24 protein-coding genes are annotated in these 24,786 nt (G+C 58.5%); all 24 read left to right on the top strand.

All coding sequences use genetic code 11. The features are described from left to right. The first annotated feature begins 16 nt into the window (after positions 1 to 16). The 24 genes from HMPREF2781_RS06445 (at position 17) to tyrS (ending at position 24,740) form a co-directional block, all read left to right on the top strand. The gene (locus HMPREF2781_RS06445) at positions 17 to 955 is read left to right on the top strand and encodes a serine hydrolase (RefSeq protein ID WP_246821795.1); all 939 of its coding nucleotides are present in this window, start codon (positions 17 to 19) and stop codon (positions 953 to 955) included. A 249-nt stretch (positions 956 to 1,204) separates the two neighbouring features. Beyond that, positions 1,205 to 1,726, top strand: coding sequence for a translation initiation factor IF-3 (infC, locus tag HMPREF2781_RS06440; RefSeq protein ID WP_080550383.1), 522 nt, complete (start codon positions 1,205 to 1,207; stop codon positions 1,724 to 1,726). Between the two features lie 36 nt (positions 1,727 to 1,762). Continuing rightward, the gene (gene rpmI / locus HMPREF2781_RS06435; protein WP_039675593.1) at positions 1,763 to 1,957 is read left to right on the top strand and encodes a 50S ribosomal protein L35; all 195 of its coding nucleotides are present in this window, start codon (positions 1,763 to 1,765) and stop codon (positions 1,955 to 1,957) included. Between the two features lie 56 nt (positions 1,958 to 2,013). After that, on the top strand, positions 2,014 to 2,397 hold the full coding sequence (gene rplT, locus HMPREF2781_RS06430) for a 50S ribosomal protein L20 (protein ID WP_070644835.1): 384 nt from the start codon (positions 2,014 to 2,016) through the stop codon (positions 2,395 to 2,397). A 212-nt stretch (positions 2,398 to 2,609) separates the two neighbouring features. After that, a complete protein-coding gene (locus HMPREF2781_RS06425) occupies positions 2,610 to 3,062 on the top strand; it encodes an NINE protein (RefSeq protein WP_070446903.1) in 453 nt (150 codons plus the stop codon). Between the two features lie 115 nt (positions 3,063 to 3,177). After that, entirely contained in the window at positions 3,178 to 3,978 is an 801-nt protein-coding gene (locus tag HMPREF2781_RS06420; RefSeq protein WP_070644987.1) for a TrmH family RNA methyltransferase, read from the top strand. A 96-nt stretch (positions 3,979 to 4,074) separates the two neighbouring features. After that, positions 4,075 to 5,121, top strand: a complete 1,047-nt coding sequence (gene pheS / locus HMPREF2781_RS06415) for a phenylalanine--tRNA ligase subunit alpha (RefSeq protein ID WP_070644833.1) — start codon at positions 4,075 to 4,077, stop codon at positions 5,119 to 5,121. A gap of 29 nt (positions 5,122 to 5,150) precedes the next feature. Further along, entirely contained in the window at positions 5,151 to 7,664 is a 2,514-nt protein-coding gene (gene pheT / locus HMPREF2781_RS06410) for a phenylalanine--tRNA ligase subunit beta (RefSeq protein ID WP_070644831.1), read from the top strand. A gap of 173 nt (positions 7,665 to 7,837) precedes the next feature. Continuing rightward, a complete protein-coding gene (locus tag HMPREF2781_RS06405; RefSeq protein ID WP_070644829.1) occupies positions 7,838 to 8,290 on the top strand; it encodes a hypothetical protein in 453 nt (150 codons plus the stop codon). Between the two features lie 145 nt (positions 8,291 to 8,435). After that, entirely contained in the window at positions 8,436 to 9,479 is a 1,044-nt protein-coding gene (gene argC, locus HMPREF2781_RS06400) for an N-acetyl-gamma-glutamyl-phosphate reductase (protein WP_070644827.1), read from the top strand. 83 nt (positions 9,480 to 9,562) lie between these two features. Next, complete coding sequence (gene argJ / locus HMPREF2781_RS06395; RefSeq protein ID WP_070644825.1) at positions 9,563 to 10,720, top strand: bifunctional glutamate N-acetyltransferase/amino-acid acetyltransferase ArgJ; 1,158 nt, start codon at positions 9,563 to 9,565, stop codon at positions 10,718 to 10,720. 18 nt (positions 10,721 to 10,738) lie between these two features. Beyond that, complete coding sequence (gene argB, locus HMPREF2781_RS06390; protein ID WP_070446917.1) at positions 10,739 to 11,674, top strand: acetylglutamate kinase; 936 nt, start codon at positions 10,739 to 10,741, stop codon at positions 11,672 to 11,674. Next, entirely contained in the window at positions 11,671 to 12,849 is a 1,179-nt protein-coding gene (locus HMPREF2781_RS06385; RefSeq protein ID WP_070446919.1) for an acetylornithine transaminase, read from the top strand. The genes argB and HMPREF2781_RS06385 overlap by 4 nt, the downstream gene beginning before the upstream one ends. Further along, positions 12,846 to 13,763 carry an ornithine carbamoyltransferase gene (gene argF, locus HMPREF2781_RS06380; protein ID WP_070446921.1) on the top strand — a complete coding sequence of 306 codons (918 nt, stop codon included), beginning with the start codon at positions 12,846 to 12,848 and terminating at the stop codon, positions 13,761 to 13,763. Before HMPREF2781_RS06385 ends, argF begins: the two co-directional genes overlap by 4 nt. Before the next feature lie 4 nt (positions 13,764 to 13,767). Beyond that, complete coding sequence (locus HMPREF2781_RS06375; RefSeq protein WP_070644823.1) at positions 13,768 to 14,253, top strand: arginine repressor; 486 nt, start codon at positions 13,768 to 13,770, stop codon at positions 14,251 to 14,253. Between the two features lie 75 nt (positions 14,254 to 14,328). Beyond that, a complete protein-coding gene (locus tag HMPREF2781_RS06370; RefSeq protein ID WP_070446924.1) occupies positions 14,329 to 15,543 on the top strand; it encodes an argininosuccinate synthase in 1,215 nt (404 codons plus the stop codon). Between the two features lie 32 nt (positions 15,544 to 15,575). After that, a complete protein-coding gene (gene argH / locus HMPREF2781_RS06365; protein ID WP_070644821.1) occupies positions 15,576 to 17,000 on the top strand; it encodes an argininosuccinate lyase in 1,425 nt (474 codons plus the stop codon). Positions 17,001 to 17,213: 213 nt separating this feature from the next. Continuing rightward, complete coding sequence (locus HMPREF2781_RS06360; protein WP_070644819.1) at positions 17,214 to 18,731, top strand: amino acid permease; 1,518 nt, start codon at positions 17,214 to 17,216, stop codon at positions 18,729 to 18,731. A 26-nt stretch (positions 18,732 to 18,757) separates the two neighbouring features. Then, on the top strand, positions 18,758 to 19,795 hold the full coding sequence (locus HMPREF2781_RS06355) for an ornithine cyclodeaminase (protein ID WP_070644817.1): 1,038 nt from the start codon (positions 18,758 to 18,760) through the stop codon (positions 19,793 to 19,795). 96 nt (positions 19,796 to 19,891) lie between these two features. Beyond that, positions 19,892 to 21,019: a hypothetical protein gene (locus HMPREF2781_RS06350; protein ID WP_070644815.1), complete on the top strand. Its 1,128-nt coding sequence runs from the start codon at positions 19,892 to 19,894 to the stop codon at positions 21,017 to 21,019. Positions 21,020 to 21,057: 38 nt separating this feature from the next. After that, positions 21,058 to 22,623 (top strand): vWA domain-containing protein, encoded by a 1,566-nt coding sequence (locus tag HMPREF2781_RS06345; RefSeq protein WP_070644813.1) that lies wholly within the window; start codon positions 21,058 to 21,060, stop codon positions 22,621 to 22,623. A 35-nt stretch (positions 22,624 to 22,658) separates the two neighbouring features. Next, the gene (locus tag HMPREF2781_RS06340; protein WP_070644811.1) at positions 22,659 to 23,252 is read left to right on the top strand and encodes a hypothetical protein; all 594 of its coding nucleotides are present in this window, start codon (positions 22,659 to 22,661) and stop codon (positions 23,250 to 23,252) included. A gap of 11 nt (positions 23,253 to 23,263) precedes the next feature. Continuing rightward, the gene (locus HMPREF2781_RS06335) at positions 23,264 to 23,443 is read left to right on the top strand and encodes a Trm112 family protein (RefSeq protein WP_010190039.1); all 180 of its coding nucleotides are present in this window, start codon (positions 23,264 to 23,266) and stop codon (positions 23,441 to 23,443) included. Between the two features lie 37 nt (positions 23,444 to 23,480). Further along, complete coding sequence (tyrS, locus tag HMPREF2781_RS06330; RefSeq protein WP_070644809.1) at positions 23,481 to 24,740, top strand: tyrosine--tRNA ligase; 1,260 nt, start codon at positions 23,481 to 23,483, stop codon at positions 24,738 to 24,740. The last annotated feature ends 46 nt before the right edge of the window (positions 24,741 to 24,786 follow it).

The raw sequence follows: 24,786 nt of genomic DNA, 5'->3' as shown, positions 1-24,786 counted from the left end.
GCAGAAGAACACACCCATGGCTGCTTTAGCTCTTTGCCTCGCCGTGGCAACAACCTTAACTGGCTGTTCGAGCCCTGAACAGAACATCAAGCATCCATCTACTGAAGAAGCAGGTGAGGGTGATACGCCGAATTTCGACGTGTCCTCGCAGCTGCGCGCCGTTATCGCCGACGTAGAAAGCGAGTTTGACGTTCGTGCCGGTGTGTCCGTGGCGGATAAAAAGAAGACGTTCAACGCTGGCCTCAAGGGCCATGAACCTGCATGGTCGACCGTGAAGGTTCCCATCGCCATTGCCGCTCTGCGTGATGGAGCTAGCCTCGAGCTCGTGGACCTCGCAATTAAAGAATCTGATAATGATGCAGCCTATGCACTGTGGTCCCACGTCCAATGGACCGAGGGGGATGCCGGCAGCGCGGTGAAATCCCTGTTGAAAGAGTATGACTCAACCGGTGAATTTGCCGAACCCTTTGGCTATTCCACGTGGTCGCTCGAAGAACAAGCGAAGTTCGGCGCGCACTTGCCGTGCATACCAGAAGCTGAGCAAGTGTATGACGCGATGGATGACATCGTGGAGTGGCAAGACAATGGGCTTGATAAGCTGCCGGACACCCGCGCCAAAGGTGGCTGGGGATTATCTGAAACTGATAACGGATATACTCACCGTCAAATTGGAGTTCGAGAAACTGCAGGCGGCGGAACTGCGGAGAATAGCGCGGTGGGTCTGGCCATTGAGGTCACTATGCCTGGGGAGTATGCCGATGAAGCGATACCCGCCCTCGACATGCTAGCCGCCGGAGTTGACCGAGTGGTCTCTGAGGCGCTGAAAGCCAGAGCACTAACGCCGTTGGAAGGTTGCGCGCAACCCAGTGCGCCATCAGCGGTGGTAGGGACGTCGTCAACCGCTACAAGAGAGGTATCGACAAACACGTCGGCACGCCGATTTGGCTCACGATGATCGCGGTGATAGAGTAGTGCGCACTACCGCCCGTAGCGCCTCCTCCAGGAGGTACTTGGGCCGCAAGCGGAGTTTCTCCCACCCGATGCCGCGCAGGATGAATTGTCCAGTGCAGGATAAAGGTTAAGAGTAGGCGCCATTTATGGCGCGTGCTTGAAAAGAAACTCCCGGATGCCTATGGCACCGGGATTTATTCGTTTGTGGTCACGGTAGGCACACTACTAGCCCCCACAATCGAGGAGAACCACAATCAGCGCTGAAGCTCGCATTAATGAGCGCATCCGAGTACCCGAGGTCCGTCTTGTTGGCCCCGGTGGTGAACAGGTGGGCATCGTTCGTACAGACGATGCTCGCAAGCTCGCGTACGAAGCAGACCTTGACTTGGTCGAGGTCGCCCCGAACGCGAAGCCGCCCGTAGCCAAGATCATGGATTACGGCAAGTTTAAGTACGAGCAGGCCCAGAAGGCCCGCGAGTCCCGTAAGAATCAGCAGCAAACCGTGGTGAAGGAACAGAAGTTCCGTCCGAAGATTGATGATCACGATTACGAGACCAAAAAGGGCAACGTGGTGCGCTTCCTGGAGAAGGGTTCCAAGGTAAAGGTAACCATCATGTTCCGTGGTCGCGAGCAGTCGCGCCCGGAGCTCGGTTTCCGTCTGCTGGAGCGTTTGGCTGATGACGTCGCAGAGGTTGGCGTCGTGGAGTCGCGCCCCAAGCAGGATGGTCGCAACATGACCATGGTTCTTGGGCCCGTCCGCAAAGGCAAGAAGTAGACCACGCTCCACTTAGGATTTAAGGATTTAATTCTCATGAAGCAGAAGACTCACAAGGGCACCGCCAAGCGCATCAAGGTGACCGGCTCCGGCAAGCTGCGTCGCGAGCAGGCCAACCGCCGCCACCTCCTGGAGGGCAAGCCTTCCAAGCGCACCCGTCGCCTGAAGGGCACCGAGGACGTTGCCAAGGCAGACACCAAGCGCATCAAGCGCCTTCTCGGCCGCGCATAGTCAGCGCCGAAACACTCCATTTCCACACACCACAATCAAGATAAGGAAGTATTACTGTGGCACGAGTAAAGCGCTCAGTTAACGCCAAGAAGAAGCGTCGCGCGATCCTGAAGTCCGCTAAGGGCTACCGCGGCCAGCGCTCCCGTCTTTACCGCAAGGCCAAGGAACAGTGGCTGCACTCCATGACTTACGCTTACCGCGACCGTCGCGCCCGTAAGTCTGAGTTCCGCAAGCTGTGGATCCAGCGCATCAACGCTGCTGCTCGTATGAACGACATCACCTACAACCGCCTCATCCACGGCCTGCGACTGGCTGAGATTGAGGTTGACCGCAAGATCCTGGCTGAGCTTGCTGTTAATGACTTCGAGGCTTTCTCCGCTCTGTGCGAGGCCGCCAAGGTTGCACTGCCGGAGGACGTTAACGCTCCGAAGGCTGCTTAAGCTTTCACTAGCCTGCCCACGCCCACTGCTTCCCACTACAAGGAAACGGTGGGCGTTTGGCGTTCCAAGCTTCAATTATGGGAACAGGAGCCAATGGGGAATAGGCCCCAGTGAGGTGAAGAAAAAGGGGACATGGCGTGTGCTTTGTGTTACCTTAATCAAGTTCCCACGTTCTCTTCCTGTGTTTACAGGCTTAAAAAGGAGTCTTTCTCATGACCAACCCCAACGGCGGTTTCCAGCAGAACAACCCGAATGCTTCGGGCAATAACCCTCAGTACTCCAATCCGTTCGACTCCAACGGAAATCAGTACCAGGGCGGCAACTACGGCCAGAACCTGCCGGCCCAGCAGGGCGGGTACCAAGGTCAAGGCCAGTATTACTCTCAGCAGGCCCCGGTCAACGCGCCGCAGAAGTCCTGGCTGGTTGCCCTTTTGCTGGCTTTCTTCCTCGGTGGCTTCGGCGCTCATAACTTTTACGTTGGCCGCACGGGTCGCGCCATCGGCCAGGTATCCCTCTGTGTCTTTAGCGTCTTAACGTCGTGGCTGGGTATTGGTGCAATCTCGGCGGGTATCCTCTGGATCTGGGTGATTATTGAGTTCATCATGATCATCGCCGGTGCAGGCGGTTATGACCGAGACTCCAACGGCATCCCGCTGAAGAAGTAGTCTTTTGCACATATTTTCTAGCCCACCTCTCTCAAGCTTGGAAGAGGTGGGCTAGCTGCATTGTGCTGCCCATGCGATCCGTGAGCTCGCAGGAGGCCTCGGTAGGGTGGAGGCTATGAAACTGGACTTTGAGAATGCCTTCACCGAGCGCACGCCACGCATAGTCAATGCCGCAAAATTGCATCGTGCCGCTAGCCGTCGGAAGGCAGAGCGTTTCCTTATTGAGGGTGAAAATGCTGTCGACGCAGCGGTGTCCACAGGCGCAGCCACGGACGTTTTCGTAACGGAAAGGGCCGCCGAACGCTTTGCACATATTGTGCAAACCTGCGGCTATATGGACGTCTATGTTCATCCCATCACCGATAAGGCAGCCAAGCACCTCTCCGATACGGCGACGAGCACAGGCCTCTTTGCTGTGTGCCGTCCTGTCCTGTGGACTGCAGGTAAAATCCTGGCGGGCAAGCCGCGTTTGGTCTCAGTCCCAGTGCTTACTTCCGAGCCGGGCAATGCAGGTACCTTGATCAGGACTTCGGATGCCATGGGCGCCGATGGCGTCATCTTCGCGGGTGAGACGGTCGACCCTTTGGGCTGTAAAGTCGCGCGTGCATCAGCAGGCTCACTCTTCCATATTCCCGTGGCTCGTGATCCCAATATCAAAGATGTCTTGGGTAAGTTGCGCTCCTCCGGCATGCAGGTGCTGGCAACGGCCGCTGACGGCGAGGTGGACCTCGCGGATGCGGACCTTTCCCAACCCACCGCATGGCTGTTTGGAAATGAAGCGCATGGACTAGGAGAACTGTTGGATGAAGCCGATATGCGCGTGCGCATTCCAATTCTGGGCCGTGCAGAGTCTCTGAACCTTGTCACGGCTGCCAGCATCTGCCTGTACGAATCTGCCAAGCAGCAGAACCGCTAGTCTCTCCTTGGGCTGGGGCTGGTGGCCACAGAAGTCGGGGAGCACGGTAAGATAGCTCGCGTTAGTTTTTGTGCGAGAAGAAGGTAATCAAGGCACGTGTCCGACACACCTCAGATCGAATTGACCGAAGAGGCCCTCGAGGCCGCCGCGCAGAAGGCCATTGCCGCCTTCGAGGCTGCATCCGACCTCGACGAGCTCACTTCCGCCCGCCGTGAGCACCTTGGTGATGGCGGCTATATCCCGCAGGCCCGCCAGTCGCTGGGGCAGTTGCCAAAGGATCAGCGCAAGGACGCTGGGCGTGCGGTGAACATCGCGCGCGGCAAGATGGAGAAGCGCTTTGCACAAATTCGTGAAGTGCTCGAGCAGGAGGCTCGCGCCGCGCAGCTCAAGGCGGAGAAAGTCGACATCACCGTCCCAACTACCCGGGCGCAGACCGGTGCACTACACCCAATTACTGCGCTGTCGGAGCGCATTGCGGACATCTTCGTGGGCATGGGTTGGGAAATCGCCGACGGCCCAGAGGTCGAGGCTGAGTACTTCAACTTCGATGCTCTGAACTTCAAGCCCGATCATCCGGCACGTACGTTGCAGGACACCTTCCATGTGGGCAAGGAGGGCTCGAAGCAGGTTCTCCGTACTCACACGTCGCCGGTGCAGGTGCGTACGATGCTCGAGCGTGATGTACCGCTCTACATCGCTTGCCCAGGCCGAGTTTTCCGTACCGACGAGCTCGACGCGACCCACACGCCAGTCTTCCACCAGGTGGAAGGCCTTGCCGTGGATAAGGGACTGACCATGGCCCACCTGCGCGGCACTCTGGAGCACCTGGCCAAAGTTCTCTTCGGTCCGGAGACCACCACTCGCATGCGCGTGAATTACTTCCCGTTCACCGAGCCTTCTGCTGAAGTCGATGTGTGGTTCCCGAACAAGAAGGGCGGCGCCGGCTGGATCGAGTGGGGTGGCTGCGGCATGGTTAACCCCAACGTTTTGCGTGCGGTCGGCATCGATCCGGAGGAGTACACCGGCTTCGCCTTCGGCATGGGCCTTGAACGCACCCTGCAGTTCCGCAATGGTCTCACCGACATGCGCGACATGGTGGAAGGCGATGTCCGCTTTACCTTGCCATTCGGCGTGCAGGCATAGGAACCCAGAGAAAGGATAGAAAGAAAACAATGCTTATTTCCCAAGACTGGGTTACCCGCCTCCTCGGCACCGCAAACTCTGGCTGGAACGTATCCGCCGAAGAGCTAGACTCCGGTTTTGTCCGCGTCGGATTCGAAACCGAGGGCTATGAGGCTCTTCCGGAGACCACGGGCCCGCTCGTTATTGGCCAAGTTGTGGAGATTGAAGAGCTCACCCAGTTCAAGAAGCCAATCCGCTACTGCCAGGTGAATGTTGGCAAGGCCAATGGCACCGGCGAACTCCAGGGCATTATCTGCGGCGCGCGTAACTTCCGCCTCAATGACTATGTCGTGGTTTCCCTTCCGGGTGCTGAGCTGCCGGGAGGCTTCAAGATTGCTGCCCGTGAGACCTATGATCACATCTCCAACGGAATGATGTGCTCCGCGGCTGAACTGGGCTTTGGTGCGAAGGCTGATGGCATCATCGTTCTGGGAGAGGAAGTCGCCGACAAGGTCGGTGAGGACGCTCGCCCCCTCATTGGGCTGTCCGATACGGTTTTCGAGGTCAACATCACCCCAGACCGCGGCTATGCTTTGTCGGCACGTGGCCTGACGCGGGAGATTGCCTCCGCTTTCGACCTCGCCTTCCCCGACGTGGCGCAGGATCCGAACGTTGCTGGAGTCGATACCTCTGCTGTACCGGCGCCGAAGGGCGAGCTGATCGCCGTCGATCTGCGTGAAGAAACCAAGGCCCAGCGCTTTGGTCTGCGCAAGGTTAGCGGCATTGATCCCGCTGCCCGCACCCCCTTCTGGATGGAGCGCGAGCTCATGCTCTCCGGTCAGCGCAGCGTCAATCTGGCGACCGACATCACCAACTACGTTATGCTGCTCCTCGGAGCACCGATGCACGCCTTCGACGCCAACGTCGTGAACGGCAACCTCGTGGTGCGCAATGCTAGCGAGGGGGAGACATTTGAGACCCTCGACCATGTCAAGCGTGAGCTTTCGGCAGGTGACGTGGTTATTTGCGATGACAACGGCATCCAGTCCCTCGCTGGTGTCATGGGAGGCACCACCTCCGAGATTTCTGATGAGACCACTGATATCTACTTTGAGTCGGCCATTTGGGATCCGATTACCGTGGCCCGCACGTCGCGCCGCCACAAGCTGTCCTCGGAAGCCTCCCGCCGTTTCGAGCGTGGCGTCGACCCGGCCATCGTGGAGGTTGCTCTCGACGTTGCGTGTGCGCTGCTACAGCACATCGCGGGCGGCACCATTGAGGAGGGCCGGACGCTCGTGGGGGACGTCGCCAAGCGCGAGCCCATTACACTGCGCGCTGCCAAGCCGAGCGAGTATGCCGGCGTAGAGTACTCCCACGAGACCGTGGTGAAGCGCCTTACTGAGGTGGGCTGCGAGGTCTCTGGCGAAGAAGAGCTTTCCGTCGTCCCCGCGTCCTGGCGCACCGACATCGAAATGGATGTGGATCTCATCGAGGAGATCCTGCGTCTGGAGGGGCTCGAGGATATTCCGACTATTCTGCCTACCCCGGTGGGAGGTCGCGGCCTTACTCCGGCGCAGAAGCGTCGCCGAGCAATCGGACACGGCTTGGCTTATGCGGGCTACGCCGAGGTTCTGCCTTCGCCGTTCATTGCCAACGACACCTTCGACACCTGGGGTTTAGATAAGGAAGATCCGCGCCGCCGTACCGTTGCCGTGCAGAATCCTCTCGAAGCGGATAAGGCCGTTCTGTCCACGACGTTGCTTCCGAATCTCCTGGAAGCAATCGCCCGCAACGTGGCTCGTGGTCGAAGTGACCTCGCCCTCTTCGGTCTCCAGCAGGTGGCAATCAAGCGCGCCGATGCGTCCCCGATGCCTTCGGTGGAGGCGCGCCCGGAGGATTCCGTCGTGACCGAGCTCGTGGAGTCGCTGCCGCTACAGCCGCTGCACGCGGCCACGGTCGCTACCGGCAACATTGAGCACGAGGGCCCGTGGGGCTCCGGTCGTGCGTATAGCTACGCAGATGCCATTGAGTCCGCGCGCCAGGTCGCCCGCGCTGCTGGTGTTGACATCACTGTCAAGGCGGCCGAGCAGCTCCCGTGGCATCCGGGACGCTGTGCTGCCTTGGTCCTCGCTGCAGACGAGGAGACCGTCGTGGGCTATGCCGGCGAGCTGCATCCGCAAGTACTGGAGGCTCTCGAGCTTCCAGCCCGCACGTGCGCCATGGAGCTCGATGTCACCGCACTGCCGTTGGACGAGAAGTTCCCAGCACCGGTCCTCTCCTCCTTCCCGGCCCTGCACCAGGACATCGCGCTGGTGGTGGATGAGGATACCCCGGCGGAGGCAGTCCGCCGAGTGGTTGAGGAAGGCGCCGGCGAGCTCTTGGAATCCGTGGAGCTTTTCGATGTCTTCCGCGGTGAGCAGCTCGGTGAAGGCAAGAAGTCCCTTGCCTTCCAGCTCTTGTTCCGCGCGGATGACCGCACGCTGACCGATGAAGAAGCAAACGAGCACCGGCTCGCTGCTGCAGATTTAGCCAAGCAGCGTCTTGGTGCGGAGATGCGCGCTTAGCGTTCACTGGCACCTTCGGTTCCTTAGCCCGGCTCACGCACCCTGTGAGCCGGGTTTTCTCATGCTGCAACGAGCCGAGGGATGGGGATAGATCCCCTAGCACTGGATGTAGTGTGGCTTGGCTCATAACCTCAAGGGGGCAGCGTTTCCACACCGAAAGGATTGTTCACACCATGCGTTTGATATCTCGTCTTACAGCTACCGCCGCGGTCGTCGGCGCTTTGGCCATCGCCCCACATGCCTCCGCAGACCTGTCCCAGGGTTTCTCTAATGCTGATGGCACCGTCAACTGCGAGGCAGCGAATATTGATGGCACCTACGTCGCCTGCTTGTCGAATGGTGCTCGCGCGACTAGCCCGGAATGCAACCCACCCGGTCAGTTGGCCCCACGCTTCTTCTACCACGCAGGCCGCTCCAAGGCTGATTGCTTCAACCAGGGGCTTACGCCTTCCAGCTTCAAGCGCCTGCAGCCTGGCCAAGTTCACCAGTTCAATGAGGTCACCGTCATCGCGGACGGCCAGGGTGGCATCCACTTCGTTGGCCCACAGGGTTACCTAGGCTACGCAGGAAAGAAGGCTGTATCTGGAGCCGAAGGAGTTGGGCAGGTCTCATCCCGCGTCATGTAGGTTTTGCTCCTATCCCTACTGCAAGGCTCGGATTTTCGCAGGACACTGCGGAGATCGGGGCCTTGTTCTCTGTGGATTGAAGAAAAGTACTCCCAATTTGATTGAATAACATACGGCGGACTGCATTATTTGCTACTGTGGCTGCATGACTATTTCAGTAGCTATCGCCGGAGCCACGGGTTATGCAGGAAGCGAAATTCTGCGTCTCTTGCTGTCGCACCCAGCGTACCTTTCAGGTGACCTGCGCATCGGCGCGCTGACGGGGCACTCTAATGCTGGTCAGCAAGTCTCCGAACTCATGCCGCACCTGCCGCAGTTGGCAGATCGCGTCATCGAGGACACCACTCCGGAAGTCTTAGCGGGCCATGACATCGTTTTCCTCGGTTTGCCGCATGGGCATTCCGCGGAGATTGGCCGCCAGCTGGGGGAGTCCGTCACTGTCATTGATTGCGCCGCCGATTTCCGCCTCCGCAACAAGGAAGATTGGGATGCATTTTATGGCGGGGAGTATGCCGGTTCATGGCCTTATGGAATTCCTGAAGTTCCCGGCAACCGGGACAAGCTTAAAGGCAGCAACCGTGTGGCGGTCCCTGGGTGTTTCCCCACCACGATTACTCTCGGCGCTCTGCCTGCCGTGGCGAAAGGGCTGGTTGAACCGGATCTGTCCGTTATTGCGATTACCGGTGTTTCCGGCGCGGGAAAGAAGGCCTCCGTGGCCCAGCTAGGCGCGGAAACAATGGGCAATCTCAAGGCTTATAAGCCGGGCGGTACTCATCGACACACTCCGGAAGTCCTGCAAAACTTACAGCCCTTTACGCAGAATTCGGTTTCGGTGAGCTTTACTCCGGTGCTCGCGCCTTTGCCGCGTGGCATCCTGGCGACGATTACGGCGCCGCTGAAGGGGGATGCTGACAAGCGCAGCGTTGTTCAAGCTTTCCGCGAGTTCTATGCGGAAGAGCCGTTCTGCCTGGTTCTGCCGGAAGGTCAGCAGCCGGAAACACAGAACGTAGTGGGGACCAACATGGTCCACATCCAGGCTCACGTGGACGAATGCGCTCAGCGTCTGGTGATAACCGCAGCCCTAGACAACTTGTGCAAGGGCACCGCCGGTGCAGCTGTCCAATGCATGAACCTGACCTTGGGCTGGGAGGAAACCTTGGGTCTGCCGCAAGCGGCCGTCGCACCTTAAGCACTCGAAATACTCGCGCGCGTTCCCCGCGCTATCCAATTCCGTGGGGACTTCCGTTCTGTTAAGACAAGGAGAAAATAAAAATGATCACTGCACCCGCAGGTTTCCTGGCAGCGGCCACGAGGGCGGGGATTAAGCCCTCGGGAAAGCCTGATATGGCACTCGTGGTTAACCAGGGCCCGAATTTCGACGCAGCGGCGGTGTTCACCCGCAACCGCGTGGTGGCCGCACCCGTGAAGCTTTCCCGTGAGGCAGTAGCCGATGGCACACTTCAAGCAGTTATTTATAACTCTGGCAACGCTAACGCCTGCAACGGCGAGCAGGGAGACAAGGATGCCGCGGCGATGGTTGCCGCTGTCTCCGAACACACGGGCATTCCTGTAGCCAACGTTGCTGCGTGCTCGACGGGCCTCATCGGAGAGCCACTGCCCATGGAGCAGGCCCTAGCAGGCATCGGGGTGGTTGCCGGGAATTTGGGTGCAGATAAGGCTCACGGTCAAGCTGCGGCAGAGGCCATCATGACCACCGATACCGTAATTAAGGAAGCAGTCGTCGAGTCCGACGGCTGGAGCATGGGCGCGATGGGCAAAGGCGTGGGTATGATGGCTCCCTCGCTGGCCACCATGCTGGTATGCGTGACCACGGATGCCGTGGCCTCCCCGCAAGCATTGCACTCGGCCCTGCAGGCCGCCAGTGATCAGACCTTCAACACGCTCGATGTGGACGGTTCGACGTCAACGAACGACACCGTCATCATCCTGTCCTCTGGTGCTTCTGGTGTAGAACCGAGCCAGGAGGGGTTGGATGCAGCGGTCCTGGCCGTGTGCTCCGATATCGCGGATCAGCTCCAGGCAGACGCTGAGGGCGTGACCAAGCGCGTAAAGATCACCGTGGAGGGAACGAGCACCAATGAGCAGGCGCTGAACGCTGCGCGGACGTTAGGGCGCGACAACCTCTTCAAGTGCGCGATGTTCGGCTCGGATCCCAACTGGGGCCGCGTGCTCGCCGCAGTGGGCGTGGCGGATGCCGATATGGACCCGGAGAATATTTCCGTGTTCTTCAATGACCAGGCCGTATGCGTTAAGTCCACTGGTGCGCCCGGCGCGCGCAATGTTGACCTTTCTGGCGCCGACATTGACGTGCGCGTGGACCTCGGAACCGGAGGAAGCGGTACTGCCTTCGTGCGTACCACCGACTTGTCCCATGACTACGTGGAGATCAACTCCGCGTATAGCTCTTAGTTCTCACGGGGAGGAAGAATGCTTCAGGGATTAAGCAATGCTGACCGCGCCACGGTGCTCGCGGAAGCTTTGCCGTGGCTGCAGCACTACCGCGACAAGATCGTCGTCGTCAAGTACGGCGGTAACGCGATGGTGGATGACTCGCTCAAGGCTGCCTTCGCCGCCGACATGGTTTTCCTGCGCACCGTGGGCGCTAAGCCCGTCGTGGTGCATGGTGGCGGACCGCAGATCAATGAGATGTTAGGCAAGCTGGGCATTGAAGGGGAATTCAAAGGTGGCTTCCGGGTGACCACCCCGGAAATCATGGACGTGGTCCGCATGGTTCTCTTCGGCCAAGTGGGGCGCGGGTTGGTCAATCTCATCAACTCCCATGGTCCCTATGCTGTGGGAACTTCCGGTGAGGATGCTGGGTTGTTTAAAGCCCGCAAGCGGCTCGTTGACGTCGACGGTGAGCCCACCGATATTGGCATGGTGGGGGACATTGTCAGCGTCGAACCTTCTGCTGTCATGGACATCATCGAGGCCGGGCGCATCCCGGTGGTGTCCACCATCGCTCCCGGAAATGACGGCGAGGTCTACAACATTAACGCGGATATCGCTGCCGGCGCGCTGGCACGAGCCCTAGGTGCCGAACGCCTGGTTATCCTCACCAATGTGGAGGGTCTGTATACCGATTGGCCCAACCGCGAATCCCTGGTATCGAAAATTGAGGTTGACAAGCTCAGGGCACTGCTCCCCGGCTTGGATTCGGGCATGATTCCGAAGATGGAGTCCTGCCTCATGGCCGTCGAGGGTGGTGTGAGCGCCGCCCATGTCATCGACGGGCGTATTGCTCACGCCGTGTTGCTGGAGCTGCTCACTACGGGCGGCATCGGCACGATGGTGCTGCCCACTGATTACAACCGTGAGGACTACCCAGAAGGCACGATCTTTAGGAAGGACGATAACAAGTGACTGCGCAGACCACACTGACGCAACGGTGGGGACAGGTGCTGAGCAACACCTATGGCACCCCACCCGTGGCCATCGTATCTGGCAAGGGAGCCACGGTGACTGATGAAGACGGTAAAGAATACATTGATATGCTCGCCGGCATTGCAGTGAATTCGCTGGGCTATGCCCACCCGGCCATCGTTGAAGCGGTGAGCACTCAGGTGGCGACCGTGGGGCATGTCTCCAACCTCTTCGCCAGCAAACCTGTCGTCGAGGCTGCCGGAAAGCTCCTGGAAAAGGTGGGGGACAGCGACGCCCGTGTCTTCTTCTCTAACTCCGGCGCGGAAGCCAATGAGGCTGCCTTTAAGCTGGCTCGCCTGACGGGGCGTCGCCGCATTCTCGCCGCGCATCATGGTTTCCACGGCCGGACGATGGGCTCTCTCGCTATGACGGGGCAACCTGCAAAGCGCAAGGCTTTCGAACCTTTCCCAGGCGGAGTGGAGTTCTACACTTACGGCGATATTGATTATTTGACCACGTTGGTGGAGCAAAACCCGGAGGATACCTCCGCCATCATCTTGGAGCCCATCCAAGGGGAGACCGGTGTGATTCCAGCGCCCGATGGATTCTTGAGCGCCGTGCGCGAGCTGTGCACCAAGCATGGGATCCTCATGATTGTCGATGAAGTGCAAACGGGTGTGGGGCGCACCGGCGATTTCTTTGCCTTCCAACATGAGAACGTCCTTCCGGATGTCATCACCATGGCCAAGGGCTTGGGCGCGGGTATGCCGATTGGTGCCACGATTGCCCGTGGTCAGGCTAAGGATCTCTTTACTCCGGGTTCGCACGGCACGACCTTCGGCGGAAATCCCGTCTCCTGTGCGGCGGCAGCGACGGTGCTGGAGCTTGTCGACGCCCCCTTCCTCGCCGACGTTAGCCGCAAGGGCGAGTGGCTACGCACCGAGCTAGCTCAATCTCCGGCTGTGCAGTCTGTCCGGGGCCGAGGGCTTATGCTAGGAGTTGTATTAAATAAGTCGGTGGCTAAGGACGTTGTGGCTGCGGGCCTGCAACACGGTCTTATTCTCAACGCCCCAAGTAGCGAGGTCGTGCGCCTGACCCCGCCGCTGGTGATTACCGATGAAGAACTCGCGCAGGCTGTGGAGCGCCTGCATAAGGTACTGGAGGATTTTGGATGAGCGTGCGCCATTTCTTGGCCGATGATGACCTCACACCGCAGGAGCAAGCGGAGGTCCTTGATCTCGCGCTGAGGTTAAAGAAGGACCCTTTTGCCGAGCGTCCTTTGGAGGGACCGAAGTCAGTCGCGGTTCTTTTTGACAAGACCTCGACGCGCACGCGCTTCTCCTTCGAGGCAGGAATCGCTCACCTAGGCGGCCACGCCATCGTCACGGAGACTAAGTCCACGCAGATGGGGAAGGGCGAGACTTACCAAGACACCGCAGCCGTGCTCTCCCGTTTTGTCGAGGCTATTGTCTGGCGCACCTATGCACACCAGAATTTGTTGGAGATGGCTGAAACTGCGACGGTCCCTATCGTCAACGCTCTGTCCGACGACCTACACCCCTGCCAGATCCTGGCGGATTTGGTGACCTGCCGCGAGAATTTCGGTGACCTTGCTGGCTGCAAGGCCGTCTACCTGGGTGATGGCAACAACAACATGGCTAACTCTTATATGTTGGGCTTTGCCACCGCGGGCATGGAGATGACGATCATTGCGCCGGAAGGTTTCCAGCCGCAGCCGGAATTTGTAGAACGTGCCCGCACGCGCGGCACGGTGACCGTGACTGATTCCCTTGATGCTGTCGGCGGCGCCGACGTTGTTATCACCGATACCTGGGTTTCCATGGGGCAGGAAGATGACGGCAAGGACCGTCGCACCCCGTTCCTGCCTTACCAGGTCACCCCAGAGGTCATGTCCCGTGCCAAGGAAGAGGCAATCTTCCTGCACTGTTTACCGGCCTATCGCGGCAACGAAGTGACCGCTGAGGTGATTGACGGACCACAGTCCCGTGTTTTCGACGAGGCGGAAAACCGCCTCCATGCGCAGAAGGCGCTGCTCGTGTGGCTTCTTGCAGCTCAGGAGGAGAACTAAGCGCATGACGACAACACCAACTACGCGCAATGCCCGCCAAGCAAAGATCTTGGAGATTCTTGACCGCACGCGGGTCACGAGCCAAGTCCAGCTCTCCGAGCTCTTGCTCGATGAGGGAATCGACATCACACAAGCCACCTTGTCGCGCGACCTCGATGAGCTGGGCGCCAAGAAAGTGAAACGCGATGGTGGCCGGTCCTTCTACGTGGTGGGCGGCGAGTTGGAGCAATTCGAAGACCAGCTCAACGGTCCGCGCGAGAAGCTGCGTCGCATGCTCGATGAACTCGTGGTCTCCCACGACTTCTCCGGCAACATCGCGATGCTTCGTACTCCCGCGGGCGCTGCCCAGTACCTAGCATCCTTCATTGATCGCGTGGGCCTGCCAGATGTGGTGGGTTGTATTGCTGGCGATGACACCATCTTTGTCCTTGCCCGTGAAGGACTAGGAGGCCGTGAGCTTGCAGAAAAGCTCACCAGCCGTGCTATTTAACATTTATACGTAAGTCTGTATAATATAAATCAGTTCAATTTTTAGCACCTGTCTGTCTTAAAGGAGCAAACTACTATGACTGCACGCGTTGTGCTTGCCTACTCTGGCGGTCTGGATACTTCCGTCGCCATTCCCTACCTGGCCAAAATGACCGGCGGCGAGGTTATCGCTGTGTCCCTCGACCTTGGTCAGGGCGGCGAGGATATGGAATCTGTGCGCCAGCGTGCTCTCGACTGCGGTGCTGTCGAGTCCATCGTTGTCGACGCAAAGGATGAGTTCGCAGAAGAGTACTGCTTGCCCACCATCAAGGCGAACGGCATGTACATGAAGCAGTACCCGCTGGTGTCTGCTATCTCGCGCCCGCTCATCGTCAAGCACCTCGTAGAGGCCGCTCAGGCCCACGGTGGTACGCATGTTTCGCACGGCTGCACCGGCAAGGGTAACGACCAGGTGCGTTTCGAGGTTTCCTTCCGAGCATTGGATCCGGCACTGGAAATCATTGCGCCGGCGCGTGACTACGCCTGGACCCGCGATAAGGCGATTGCCTTCGCTGAGGAAATCGACCTTCCGATCGAGCAGTCCGCTGCGTCCCCGTTCTCGATTGACCAGAACGTGTGGGGCCGTGCGGTCGAGACCGGCTTCCTGGAAGATCTGTGGAACCCGCCGACAAAGGATCTCTACGCTTATACCGAGCAGCCGGACCTGGGCAATGCCCCGGACGAGGTGACCATCACCTTTGACAAGGGTGTGCCCACCGCTATCGATGGCAAGCCGGTTACCGTCCTTCAGGCCATCGAGGAGCTCAACCGCCGCGCCGGTGCACAGGGTATTGGCCGTCTCGATATGGTGGAGGACCGCCTGGTGGGCATCAAGTCCCGCGAGGTCTACGAGGCACCTGGCGCCATGGTTCTCATCAAGGCCCACGAGGCATTGGAAGATGTCACTGTGGAACGCGAGCTGGCCCGCTACAAGCGCCTTACGGACGCCCGCTGGTCCGAAGAGGTCTACGATGGCCTCTGGTTCTCGCCGCTGAAGCGCTCTCTGGATGCCTTCACCGAGTCCACCCAAGAGAATGTCACCGGCGATATCCGCATGGTTCTGCATGCCGGCACCGCCACTGTCAACGGCCGCCGCTCTGGTCAGTCTCTGTACTCCTTCGACCTGGCTACCTATGACACGGGCGATACCTTCGATCAGACTGCGGCCAAGGGCTTTGTTCAGCTGCACGGCCTGTCAACACAGATCTCCAACCAGCGTGACCGCGACGGCGGTTTCCCCACCGGCAAGTAAGCAAGCTCAGCCAAGGTCAAGGTAAGGAAACGATGCACAAGACTAACGAGGGCGCGTTGTGGGGAGGCCGCTTTTCGGGCGGCCCATCCGAGGCGATGTTTGCCCTGTCCGTATCCACCCACTTCGACTGGGTCCTCGCCCCCTATGATGTGCTGGCCTCCAAGGCACACGCTAAGGTCCTGCACAAGGCCGGATTGCTGTCCGACGCCGACTTGGGCACCATGCTCAACGGCCTCAGCGAACTAGGGGAGAAGGTTGCTTCTGGTGAATTCACCCCGCTACCGACGGACGAGGACGTCCACGGCGCGATGGAGCGCGGGCTCATCGACATTGTAGGCCCCGAGGTTGGTGGACGCCTGCGCGCCGGTCGTTCCCGCAACGACCAGGTAGCCACCCTGTTCCGGATGTGGATCCGCGATGCTATCCGCGATATCGCGCTCCAAGTCACCGACTTGGTGGACGCTCTGGCTGGTCAGGCCGAAGCTCATCCGGATGCGATTATGCCGGGCAAGACCCACTCCCAAGCGGCGCAGCCAGTTCTGCTAGCGCACGAGTTGCTCGCACACGCCCAGCCGTTGCTGCGTGATATCGAGCGCCTCCAGGATCTGGACAAGCGTTTGGCCGTGTCTCCTTATGGCTCGGGTGCACTCGCTGGTTCCTCGCTGCACTTGGACCCGGAGGCTATTGCCGAGGAGCTCGGTTTCGACTCCGCCGCAGAGAACTCGCTGGACGGTACGGCAGCACGGGACTTTGCTTCCGAAACGGCCTTCGTCCTTACCCAGATTGCCGTGGACATGTCGCGCCTATCCGAAGAGATCATCTACTGGTGCACCCCAGAATATGGCTATGTCACCTTGGATGATGCCTGGTCGACTGGTTCCTCGATCATGCCGCAGAAGAAGAACCCGGACGTACCGGAGTTGACCCGAGGCAAGACTGGCCGGCTCATCGGCAACCTCACGGGCCTGCTGGCAACGCTTAAGGCGCAGCCCTTGGCCTATAACCGTGACCTGCAGGAGGATAAGGAGCCCATCGTCGACTCGGTGGCGCAGTTGAACCTCTTGCTACCGGCGATGACCGGATTGGTCGAAACCCTGACCTTCCACGAAGATCGCATGCGCGAGCTCGCACCGCGCGGTTTCACTCTGGCCACTGATCTGGCTGAGTGGATGGTGCGCCAAGGCGTTCCTTTCCGCGAGGCTCATGAGGCCTCCGGTGCGTGCGTGCAGATCGCAGAGTCCCGCGGCGTTGACCTGGTGGATCTCACTGATGAGGAATTGGCGGGCGTCGACAAGCGCCTGCTCCCAGAGGTTCGCGAGGTGCTGACCATTGATGGGGCAGTGGCGTCGCGCTCCACTAAGGGAGGCACCGCCGGTATCCGCGTGGTGGAGCAGCGCGAAAAGGTTCGCGAGCGTGCTCGTGGCGCGCGCGAATGGACGCAGACTCCGTTGCGCTAAACGCGCCAGCTTCTTTAACCGCATGGTCCTTATGGCCATGCGGTTCTTTTCTTATGCGGGGGTGACGCAGAGAGCTCTTTTCCACTGCACGTAGTTGTCGTGGGCCACAGAGCGGGGGTAGACGTGAGGTAAGTCTCATAAGGTTCCTATAACGTTTCCTTAGGGAATGCGAAGCTCCATCGCGTTCCGGATTCGGAAAGGACTATCTCCCTTATGACTGAAACACTTCGGCCGCCCAACACGGAGTCTCATGAGAAAGAGAAAGCGGTCTATGCTTCGGAAGACCAGGGCCTCCAGAAGGGGATGAGCAACCGTCAGCTGCAGATGATTGCCATCGGCTCTGCCATCGGCACCGGGTTGCTGCTCGGCACCGGCGGGCGCTTGCAAACGGCGGGCCCCTTCCTCGCCGTGTTGTACTTGGTGTGTGGATTCTTCGGCTACATCATTTTGCGCTCGCTCGGCGAGCTCATCGTGTACCGTCCGAGCTCAGGTTCCTTCGTCTCCTACGCGCGTGAGTTTTATGGCGAAAAGACCGCCTTCGTGACCGGTTGGCTCTACTGGGGAAATTGGGCGGCGACGTTGGTGGCAGATGGCACCGCAGTGGCCATCTACATCAAGTGGTTTGGGCAATATACCTCGTGGCTTGACGCCGTCCCGCAATGGTTGCTCGCTCTCGGTGTGGTGTGCAGCATCCTGCTGTTCAACATGCTTTCGGTGAAGATCTTTGGCGAGCTGGAGTATTGGTTCTCCATGATCAAGATCGTTGCTCTGATCATCTTCATGATCGTGGCGATTGGTGTGGTTATTCTAGGCCATCCGAATGGTGATCCGACTGGGTTTAGCCTCATCGCTGATGCGGGCGGTTGGCTACCGAATGGTCTGCTTCCTGCGGTTATCGTCATTCAAGGCGTGGTCTTCGCCTACGCCGGCATCGAGCTGGTGGGCACAACCTCCGGTGAGACCAAGGACGTCGAGAAGCATATTCCGCGTGCGGTCAACAGCGTGCTGTTCCGCATCGTAGTCTTTTACTTCGGCAGCGTCCTGCTGCTGACTCTGGTGTTGCCGTATACGACCTACGTGGCGGAGGTTTCGCCCTTTGTGACCTTCTTTGAGACCCTCGGGGCAGGCTATGCGGCGCCCATCTTCCAGCTGGTGGTTATCACTGCGGCTATTTCCTCTCTGAACGCCGGTCTATATTCCACGGGCCGCATCATGTACAACATGTCTACCGCTGGATCCGGCCCTAAATTCGGTGCCCGCATGTCTAAATCCGGCGTTCCCTATGGCGGCATCGTGATGGCTGCTTTCGTCGGCCTCGCCGGTGTGTTTCTCAACTATGTCGTGCCGGAGATGGCTTTTGAAATCGTGTTGAACCTCGCGGCGCTCGGCACATTGGCGTCGTGGGCGGCAGTAGCCTTGTCACACATCAAATTTGTGCAGCTGGCCAAGAAGGGGCGCTATACCCGCCCGACGTACCGCTCCCCATTCGGCCAAGCCGGTGATTGGTCGGTGCTGGCTTTCATCGCCGTGGTCATCCTCCTCATGGCCTTCGATTACCCAATCGGAACCTTTGCCTTGGCTTCGACGCTGCTGCTCATTCCGGTATTCGCAGCCATGTGGTTTGCCTGGCGTGAGCGCATTTATGCCATCGCGGCGGAGAGGAAGGCCAAGCACCTGCCCACCTCGCGCTTCCCGGCTGCACCGCAGACGGACCTTCACCCCAAGAACTAAGACAAGTATCAAGAATGGAGACAGAGATGAATCACGCAGTCAAGTTTGTCGACGTAGAAAACATGGCACGCTGGATCCAGCGCGAAGGAGTAGAAAACATCATCTCCGGCATGGTGGACTACCTCGAAGCGGACTATCGCGAATGGGAGCGCTTCGACAAAATCGCCCGAGTTGCCTCCCACACCCCGTTTGGCGTCATCGAACTCATGCCCACCTCCAACGGTAAGGAGTATTCCTTTAAGTACGTCAACGGTCACCCCTCCAATCCCGCGCGCGGATTCCAAACGGTTACAGCCTTCGGCGTGCTTGCCGACGTCGACAATGGATATCCCACCTTCGAAGCAGAGATGACTCTGCTCACGGCGCTGCGCACGGCCGCTACCTCGGCGATGGTTGCCAAACACCTGGCCCGTCAGGATTCGAAGCGGATGGCCATGGTGGGTGCTGGCTCCCAGTCCGAGTTCCAGGCCCTTGCCTTCCGCGGAGTCATGGGAATCGACGAGATTGCCATCTACGACATTGACCCACAGGCGGTAGAAAAATTCCAGCGCAATCTGGAGCCGCTGGGCTTCAACATAACGGCCGCCTCGAGCGTTGACCAGGTCGTTGTGGGCGCGGATATCATCACCACCTGCACGGCGGATAAAGCGCAGAACCAGATTCTGGCTGAGCGCCACGTTCTCCCAGGCGTGCATCTCAACGCTGTGGGCGGTGATTGCCCCGGCAAGACGGAGCTGGAAAGCTCGATTTTGGACAAGTCAAAAGTCTTCGTTGAGTTTCCCGAGCAAACTCGCATTGAGGGCGAGATTCAGCAGAAGCCGGAGGATTTCCCGGTCGTTGAGTTCTATCAGGTGCTGACAGGCCAGGCCACGGGCCGCGATAGCGAGGAGCAGATCACGCTTTTTGATGACGTCGGATTCGCCATTAATGATTTCTCTGCTCTGCGTTATCTACGTGATTCTGTTCGGGGCACCGACCTAGAGTCCGAGATTGATATCATCGCTAACCCTGAGGACCCGAAGGACCTCTACTCTTTGGTGGCGAACGTTCCTTCACTTCTCTAAAGAACTGGGTGAGGCAGGATAGCGAGCTCCCGCTTTACCCCCTTCACCCCTTCCTTTACCCAGCAATGAGAAGAAGATCACTTTATGATTTAGATCATGAGCAGCACATCGTCGACGAAGCGTACTAAATCCTTCGTAATCGCCGCAGTGTTCATCGTCCTCGCCGTGGCCTCCCTCGCGGTAGGGCGTGGCGGAGATTCCCTGCCGAAATTCAACTTTTTCAAGGACACGACCCTTGTCACGGGCGCAATTAGTCCAGAACTGGAAGCCACCTTTAAAGACCCTGCCATGCTCGAGGCTTTAGAGAAACACAACATTGAGGTCGAACTCGATGTGGTGCCGGCTGGGGACTTCGTTGAACACAGCAGCAGCGTGGACAAGGACTACGACTTCATTCTGACGGACCCCAATGGTGCTGCGTGGGTATCTGACCTACGCAATGCCAACCCGGAGCTGGCGGAACTGGATGAAGGTTCTCCGATGGTGTTTGGCAATCAGTTGTTGGTGCTGGTGCATAGCGAGCTTGTTGAGGACATGAAGGACCACGACTTGGTCACGGAATCCGGCAACTTAGCTTCGTTGAATGTAGAGACCTTGGTGGACATGTCCCAGGAAAACACTCGCTGGCGTGACATTAGCCCAGCCTTCGGATCGCCGCGTGTCGTGGACGTGGCAGTGCCCCAGGTAAGTCAGTCTTTTGCCGCATTGCGTTACGCACGCCTTCTTCGCACCGTTGGGGAGGACTACGCGCAGAAGGAGCTAGGACGTGATGACAAGGCGAAGATTGATGCGGAAGCTGATGACATCATGCGGCATCTCGTAGCGGAACAGGGCTACAGTGAGACCACCGAGCAGGGAATCCTCGATGCTTTTCTTCGGGTAGATAAGGGGGAGATGCCCATGGTCTTGGCAACTACCGATCAGTACGTGCGCCTGCTCCATGAGGGCGAAGACCTGTCCCGCTATACACCCCTGGCTCTGGATCCACCGACGACGTTGATCAGCATCGTCATTCCTCGCACTGAGGAGGGAGCGCTGTTTGCTAAAGCAATGAATGAGGACGGCATCCCTGCGGTGATGGAGGGCCTCGGGCTCAGTACGCAGGGCTCCGGCTTCAACCCTAAATTTGATCCATCCAACGATCACAGTATCCCCGTGGACGGCGGCGAATATAGCCAGCTGCGGTGGGCGGATTTCGAGGAAATTCTGCAAGTAGTCGGTTAAGGCTCCGCAGCAACAAGCATCAGGAAGGTTGTGAGGGAATGTTTCGGTCACTGAGAGTGCTGCTCATCCTAGTGGGCACCATGGCGCTGACGGCCTGTTCGATGGGTGATCTGTTTGATGACTCTCAGAAGCCCAGCGCTGGGAATTCATTCAGCGGGGGTCTCAGAATCGTGGCGGCAACGGAGCTCGAACCTCTGGAGCCCGTGCTTGCCGACGCCTCCCAAGACCTCGGCTTCGACATCACCATGACCACCGAGGCCGGAACGCTGGCGAATTCCCGCACCCTTAAGCAAGGCGGTTTCGAAGGGGCCTATGATGCGACGTGGTTTGCCACCAATCGCTATGCGCGCATTATTGGTGCAGATGACCAGCTGGGAAGAGAACACAGCGTGGCGCGTTCCCCAATAGCTCTCGGCGTGCAGTCCTCTGTGGCACAAAAACAAGGCTGGACCAGCAAGCAGCCGACGTGGCAAGAAATCGCTGACTCCGGAATAACTTTTGGCATGACGGATCCTTCTACCTCAAATTCGGGTTTCTCCGCACTATCGGCAGCAACGACCGCTTTTGCGGACACAGGACGCGCCCTCACGGAAGAGGACATCAGGCAGTCCACTGGAAAAGTGCAAAAGCTCTTTGGCAACCAAACACTGACATCGGGTTCCTCTGGCTGGTTGGCCGACCGCTTCCGCGAGCACCCGGAGCAAGCCGATGCAATCTTTAACTATGAATCTGTGCTCTACCAGCTCAAAGATGAGGGAGCAGACTTGGAGGTGGTCATCCCCTCCGATGGAGTGATTTCGGCTGACTATCCGCTGTCTTCCTTGACGAGCTCTTCGGACAAAGACGCAGAAGCGAAAGTGCAGGCGCTTGCTGAATGGTTTGCGGAGCATCCAGACAAGCTCACAAGCTTCCATTTGCGAGTAGATAATTCTGACCTGCCCGGCACTGTTTTTGAGCTGCCTTACCCAGCAAATGAGCAAACCGTTGATGCGCTGGAGGCTGCCTTTGCCCATGAACTTCGCAATCCTGGCAACACGGCTTTGGTCCTCGATACCTCCGGCTCCATGGAAGGCGAGCGCATGGATCTACTCAAGGGTAGTTTGCTCCCGCTTATCGACGGCTCAGCTGACGGCGCCCCAGATGGCGAAGGCCAAGTTGCCTTCCGAAATCGCGAGAAGATCAAGCTGATTCCGTATTCTTCAGAGCCCCAGCAGCCAACTCGTGCACGCGTGGATAAGGATAAGCCGGCAACCACCAAGGAGCTTGCAGACCGCGTGGAACGCCTCGTTGCGGATGGCGATACCGCGACCTTCGAGGCCGTCCTGAACGCTTTCGATGAAGTGGATACCAGCGGCGGCGATATTGGCACCGTGGTGCTCATGACCGACGGCGAAGTTACCCGCGGGCGTACATTTGCTCAGTTCAAGGACGCTTATGCGCAGCTGCCCGAGGATAAAAAGGAGATTCCGGTCTTTGTCATCTTGTATGGTGAAGCCAATATCCAAGAGATGGAAGAACTTGCTCAGCTCACTGGTGGCAAGACTTTTGATGCGCTTAACGGTGACCTTGCTGCCGCATTCGAAGAAATTCGTGCCTACCAGTAAAACAACTCCACCCTTCCCAGGAGGATCTGCACTACATGAACGCCCTGAACTCTCGAAAAGTTGTTGTCGGCGTTGCGGTTACCGCGCTCGTCGTTGTCCTCCATGTGTTAAGTGGCGGAGGTTTGGGTTTCCTATGGCCGGTCGTCGCAATCTGCACAGGTATGGCTGCTGGATTCGTGACGCCGCCGCGGCAGGAGAAGGTTTTGGAGCCTCCCAAAGCCGGAGAAAGCGAGCTTATCCATACCTTGGAGGAAGTCCGGTACACCTTTACAGCGCACAAGCTTCCTAGTCCTGTCCAACGAGCGTGGGATTCTTTCGATGAGTCAGCGGTGTGGGTGTTGGACAATTGGCACCGGCTCGATGAGGCTCCGCACCAGCAAGCCCTCGTGCGCGACATGATTGAAGAACACTCCAAGGAGCTGGTGAAGTCTTACCTCGATGTGACAGACCTGAAGGATCCGGTTGCTGTTGAGGAGATGAGTGAATCGCTCAGCATCCTGGGCCGCGAAATGGAGCAAATCAAGGAGGCGATTTCTCAAAACTCGGTCCGCAAGCTGCGCAATCATTCTATGGCGCTCAAACTCGAATATGGTGGGACCCTTCCTTCCGTGGAATCTAGGGAAGTGTAGGCTTAGCGCTTATGAGTCTCGATTCGCAACTGCTTGACATCTTGGTGTGTCCGCAGGATAAAGGTCCGTTGAAGTATCTGGCTGAGGAACAGGTCTTGGTCAATGAACGTCTTGGCGTGGCCTATCCCATTGAGAACGACATCCCCGTCATGCTGGTGGACCACGCTACGCCGTGGCCGCGCCAGAACTAGATCTCAAAAGAACGAATCGATTTTCAAAGGAGCCTTCATGAATATCATTGATGAACTGCAGTGGCGCGGCCTCATTAACCAGTCCACCGACCTCGACGCACTCCGTGAGGCCTGCGAAGAACCTATCACCTTGTACTGCGGTTTTGATCCGACAGGTGATTCGCTGCACGCCGGCCACCTCGTACCGATGATTATGCTTCGTCGCTTCCAGAAGGCTGGCCACCATCCGATTGCCCTGGCGGGTGGTGCGACGGGCCAGATCGGTGACCCGCGCGATGTAGGGGAGCGCACCATGCTCTCGCAGGAGACTATCAACGACAATATGGTCGCCATTAAGAAGCAACTGCGTCAGTTCATTGATTTTGAGGGCGAGAACGCTGCCACCATGGTCAACAATGCTGACTGGACTTCGAAGATGACCGTCATCGACTTCTTGCGTGATGTGGGTAAGAACTTTTCTCTCAACACCATGCTGGACCGTGACACCGTCAAGCGCCGTTTGGAGTCTGATGGCATCTCGTACACCGAGTTTTCCTACATGCTCCTGCAGTCCAATGACTATGTTCATCTGCACGATGAGTTTGACTGTGTTCTGCAGATCGGTGGTGGCGATCAGTGGGGCAATATCGTCTCTGGAGTTGATCTCAACCGACGTGTCAAGGGAGCCAAGGTGCATGGCCTGACGGTTCCGCTCGTGACGGATGCCCAGGGGCAGAAATTTGGTAAGTCCACTGGCGGCGGAAAGCTCTGGCTCGATCCGGAGAAAACATCGCCGTACTCCTGGTACCAGTACTTCCTCAACGCGGGTGACTCCGTGGTCATTGACTACTTGCGGTGGTTTACCTTCTTGAGCCAGGAAGAAATCGCTGAATACGAGCAGAAGGTAGCCGAGGAGCCCTTCCGTCGTGAGGCACAGCGCCGCCTTGCGCAGGAGATGACCACCTTGGTGCATGGCGAGGAAGCCACGAAGTCCGTCGAGCTCGCTGCGCAGGCGCTGTTCGGCAAGGCAGAGCTTTCTGACTTGGATGAGCAAACTCTGGTTGGCGCGCTGTCGGAGACTACCGCGGCTGACATAGCCGCTGGTGAACCGCGCACCATTGTCGACTTGTTGGTTGCCTCCGGCCTTGCTGATTCCAAGGGTGCGGCCCGTCGCACTATCAAGGAAGGCGGCGCATACGTTAATAACCAGCGCATTGAATCTGATGACTGGGAGCCGGCTGCCGACGACCTGCTCCACGGGGCATGGCTAGTGCTGCGTCGTGGTAAGAAGAATTTTGCTGGTGCCAAGCTCAACTAGCTAGTGGGTGTCCACGGGCCTGGCCCCCGGAAAGTAGACACGTCGG

It is taken from the genome of Corynebacterium sp. HMSC062A03 (assembly GCF_001811145.1).
In the GTDB taxonomy this organism is placed as follows: domain Bacteria; phylum Actinomycetota; class Actinomycetes; order Mycobacteriales; family Mycobacteriaceae; genus Corynebacterium; species Corynebacterium aurimucosum.
This window is presented reverse-complemented; position numbering and strand designations above follow the sequence as displayed.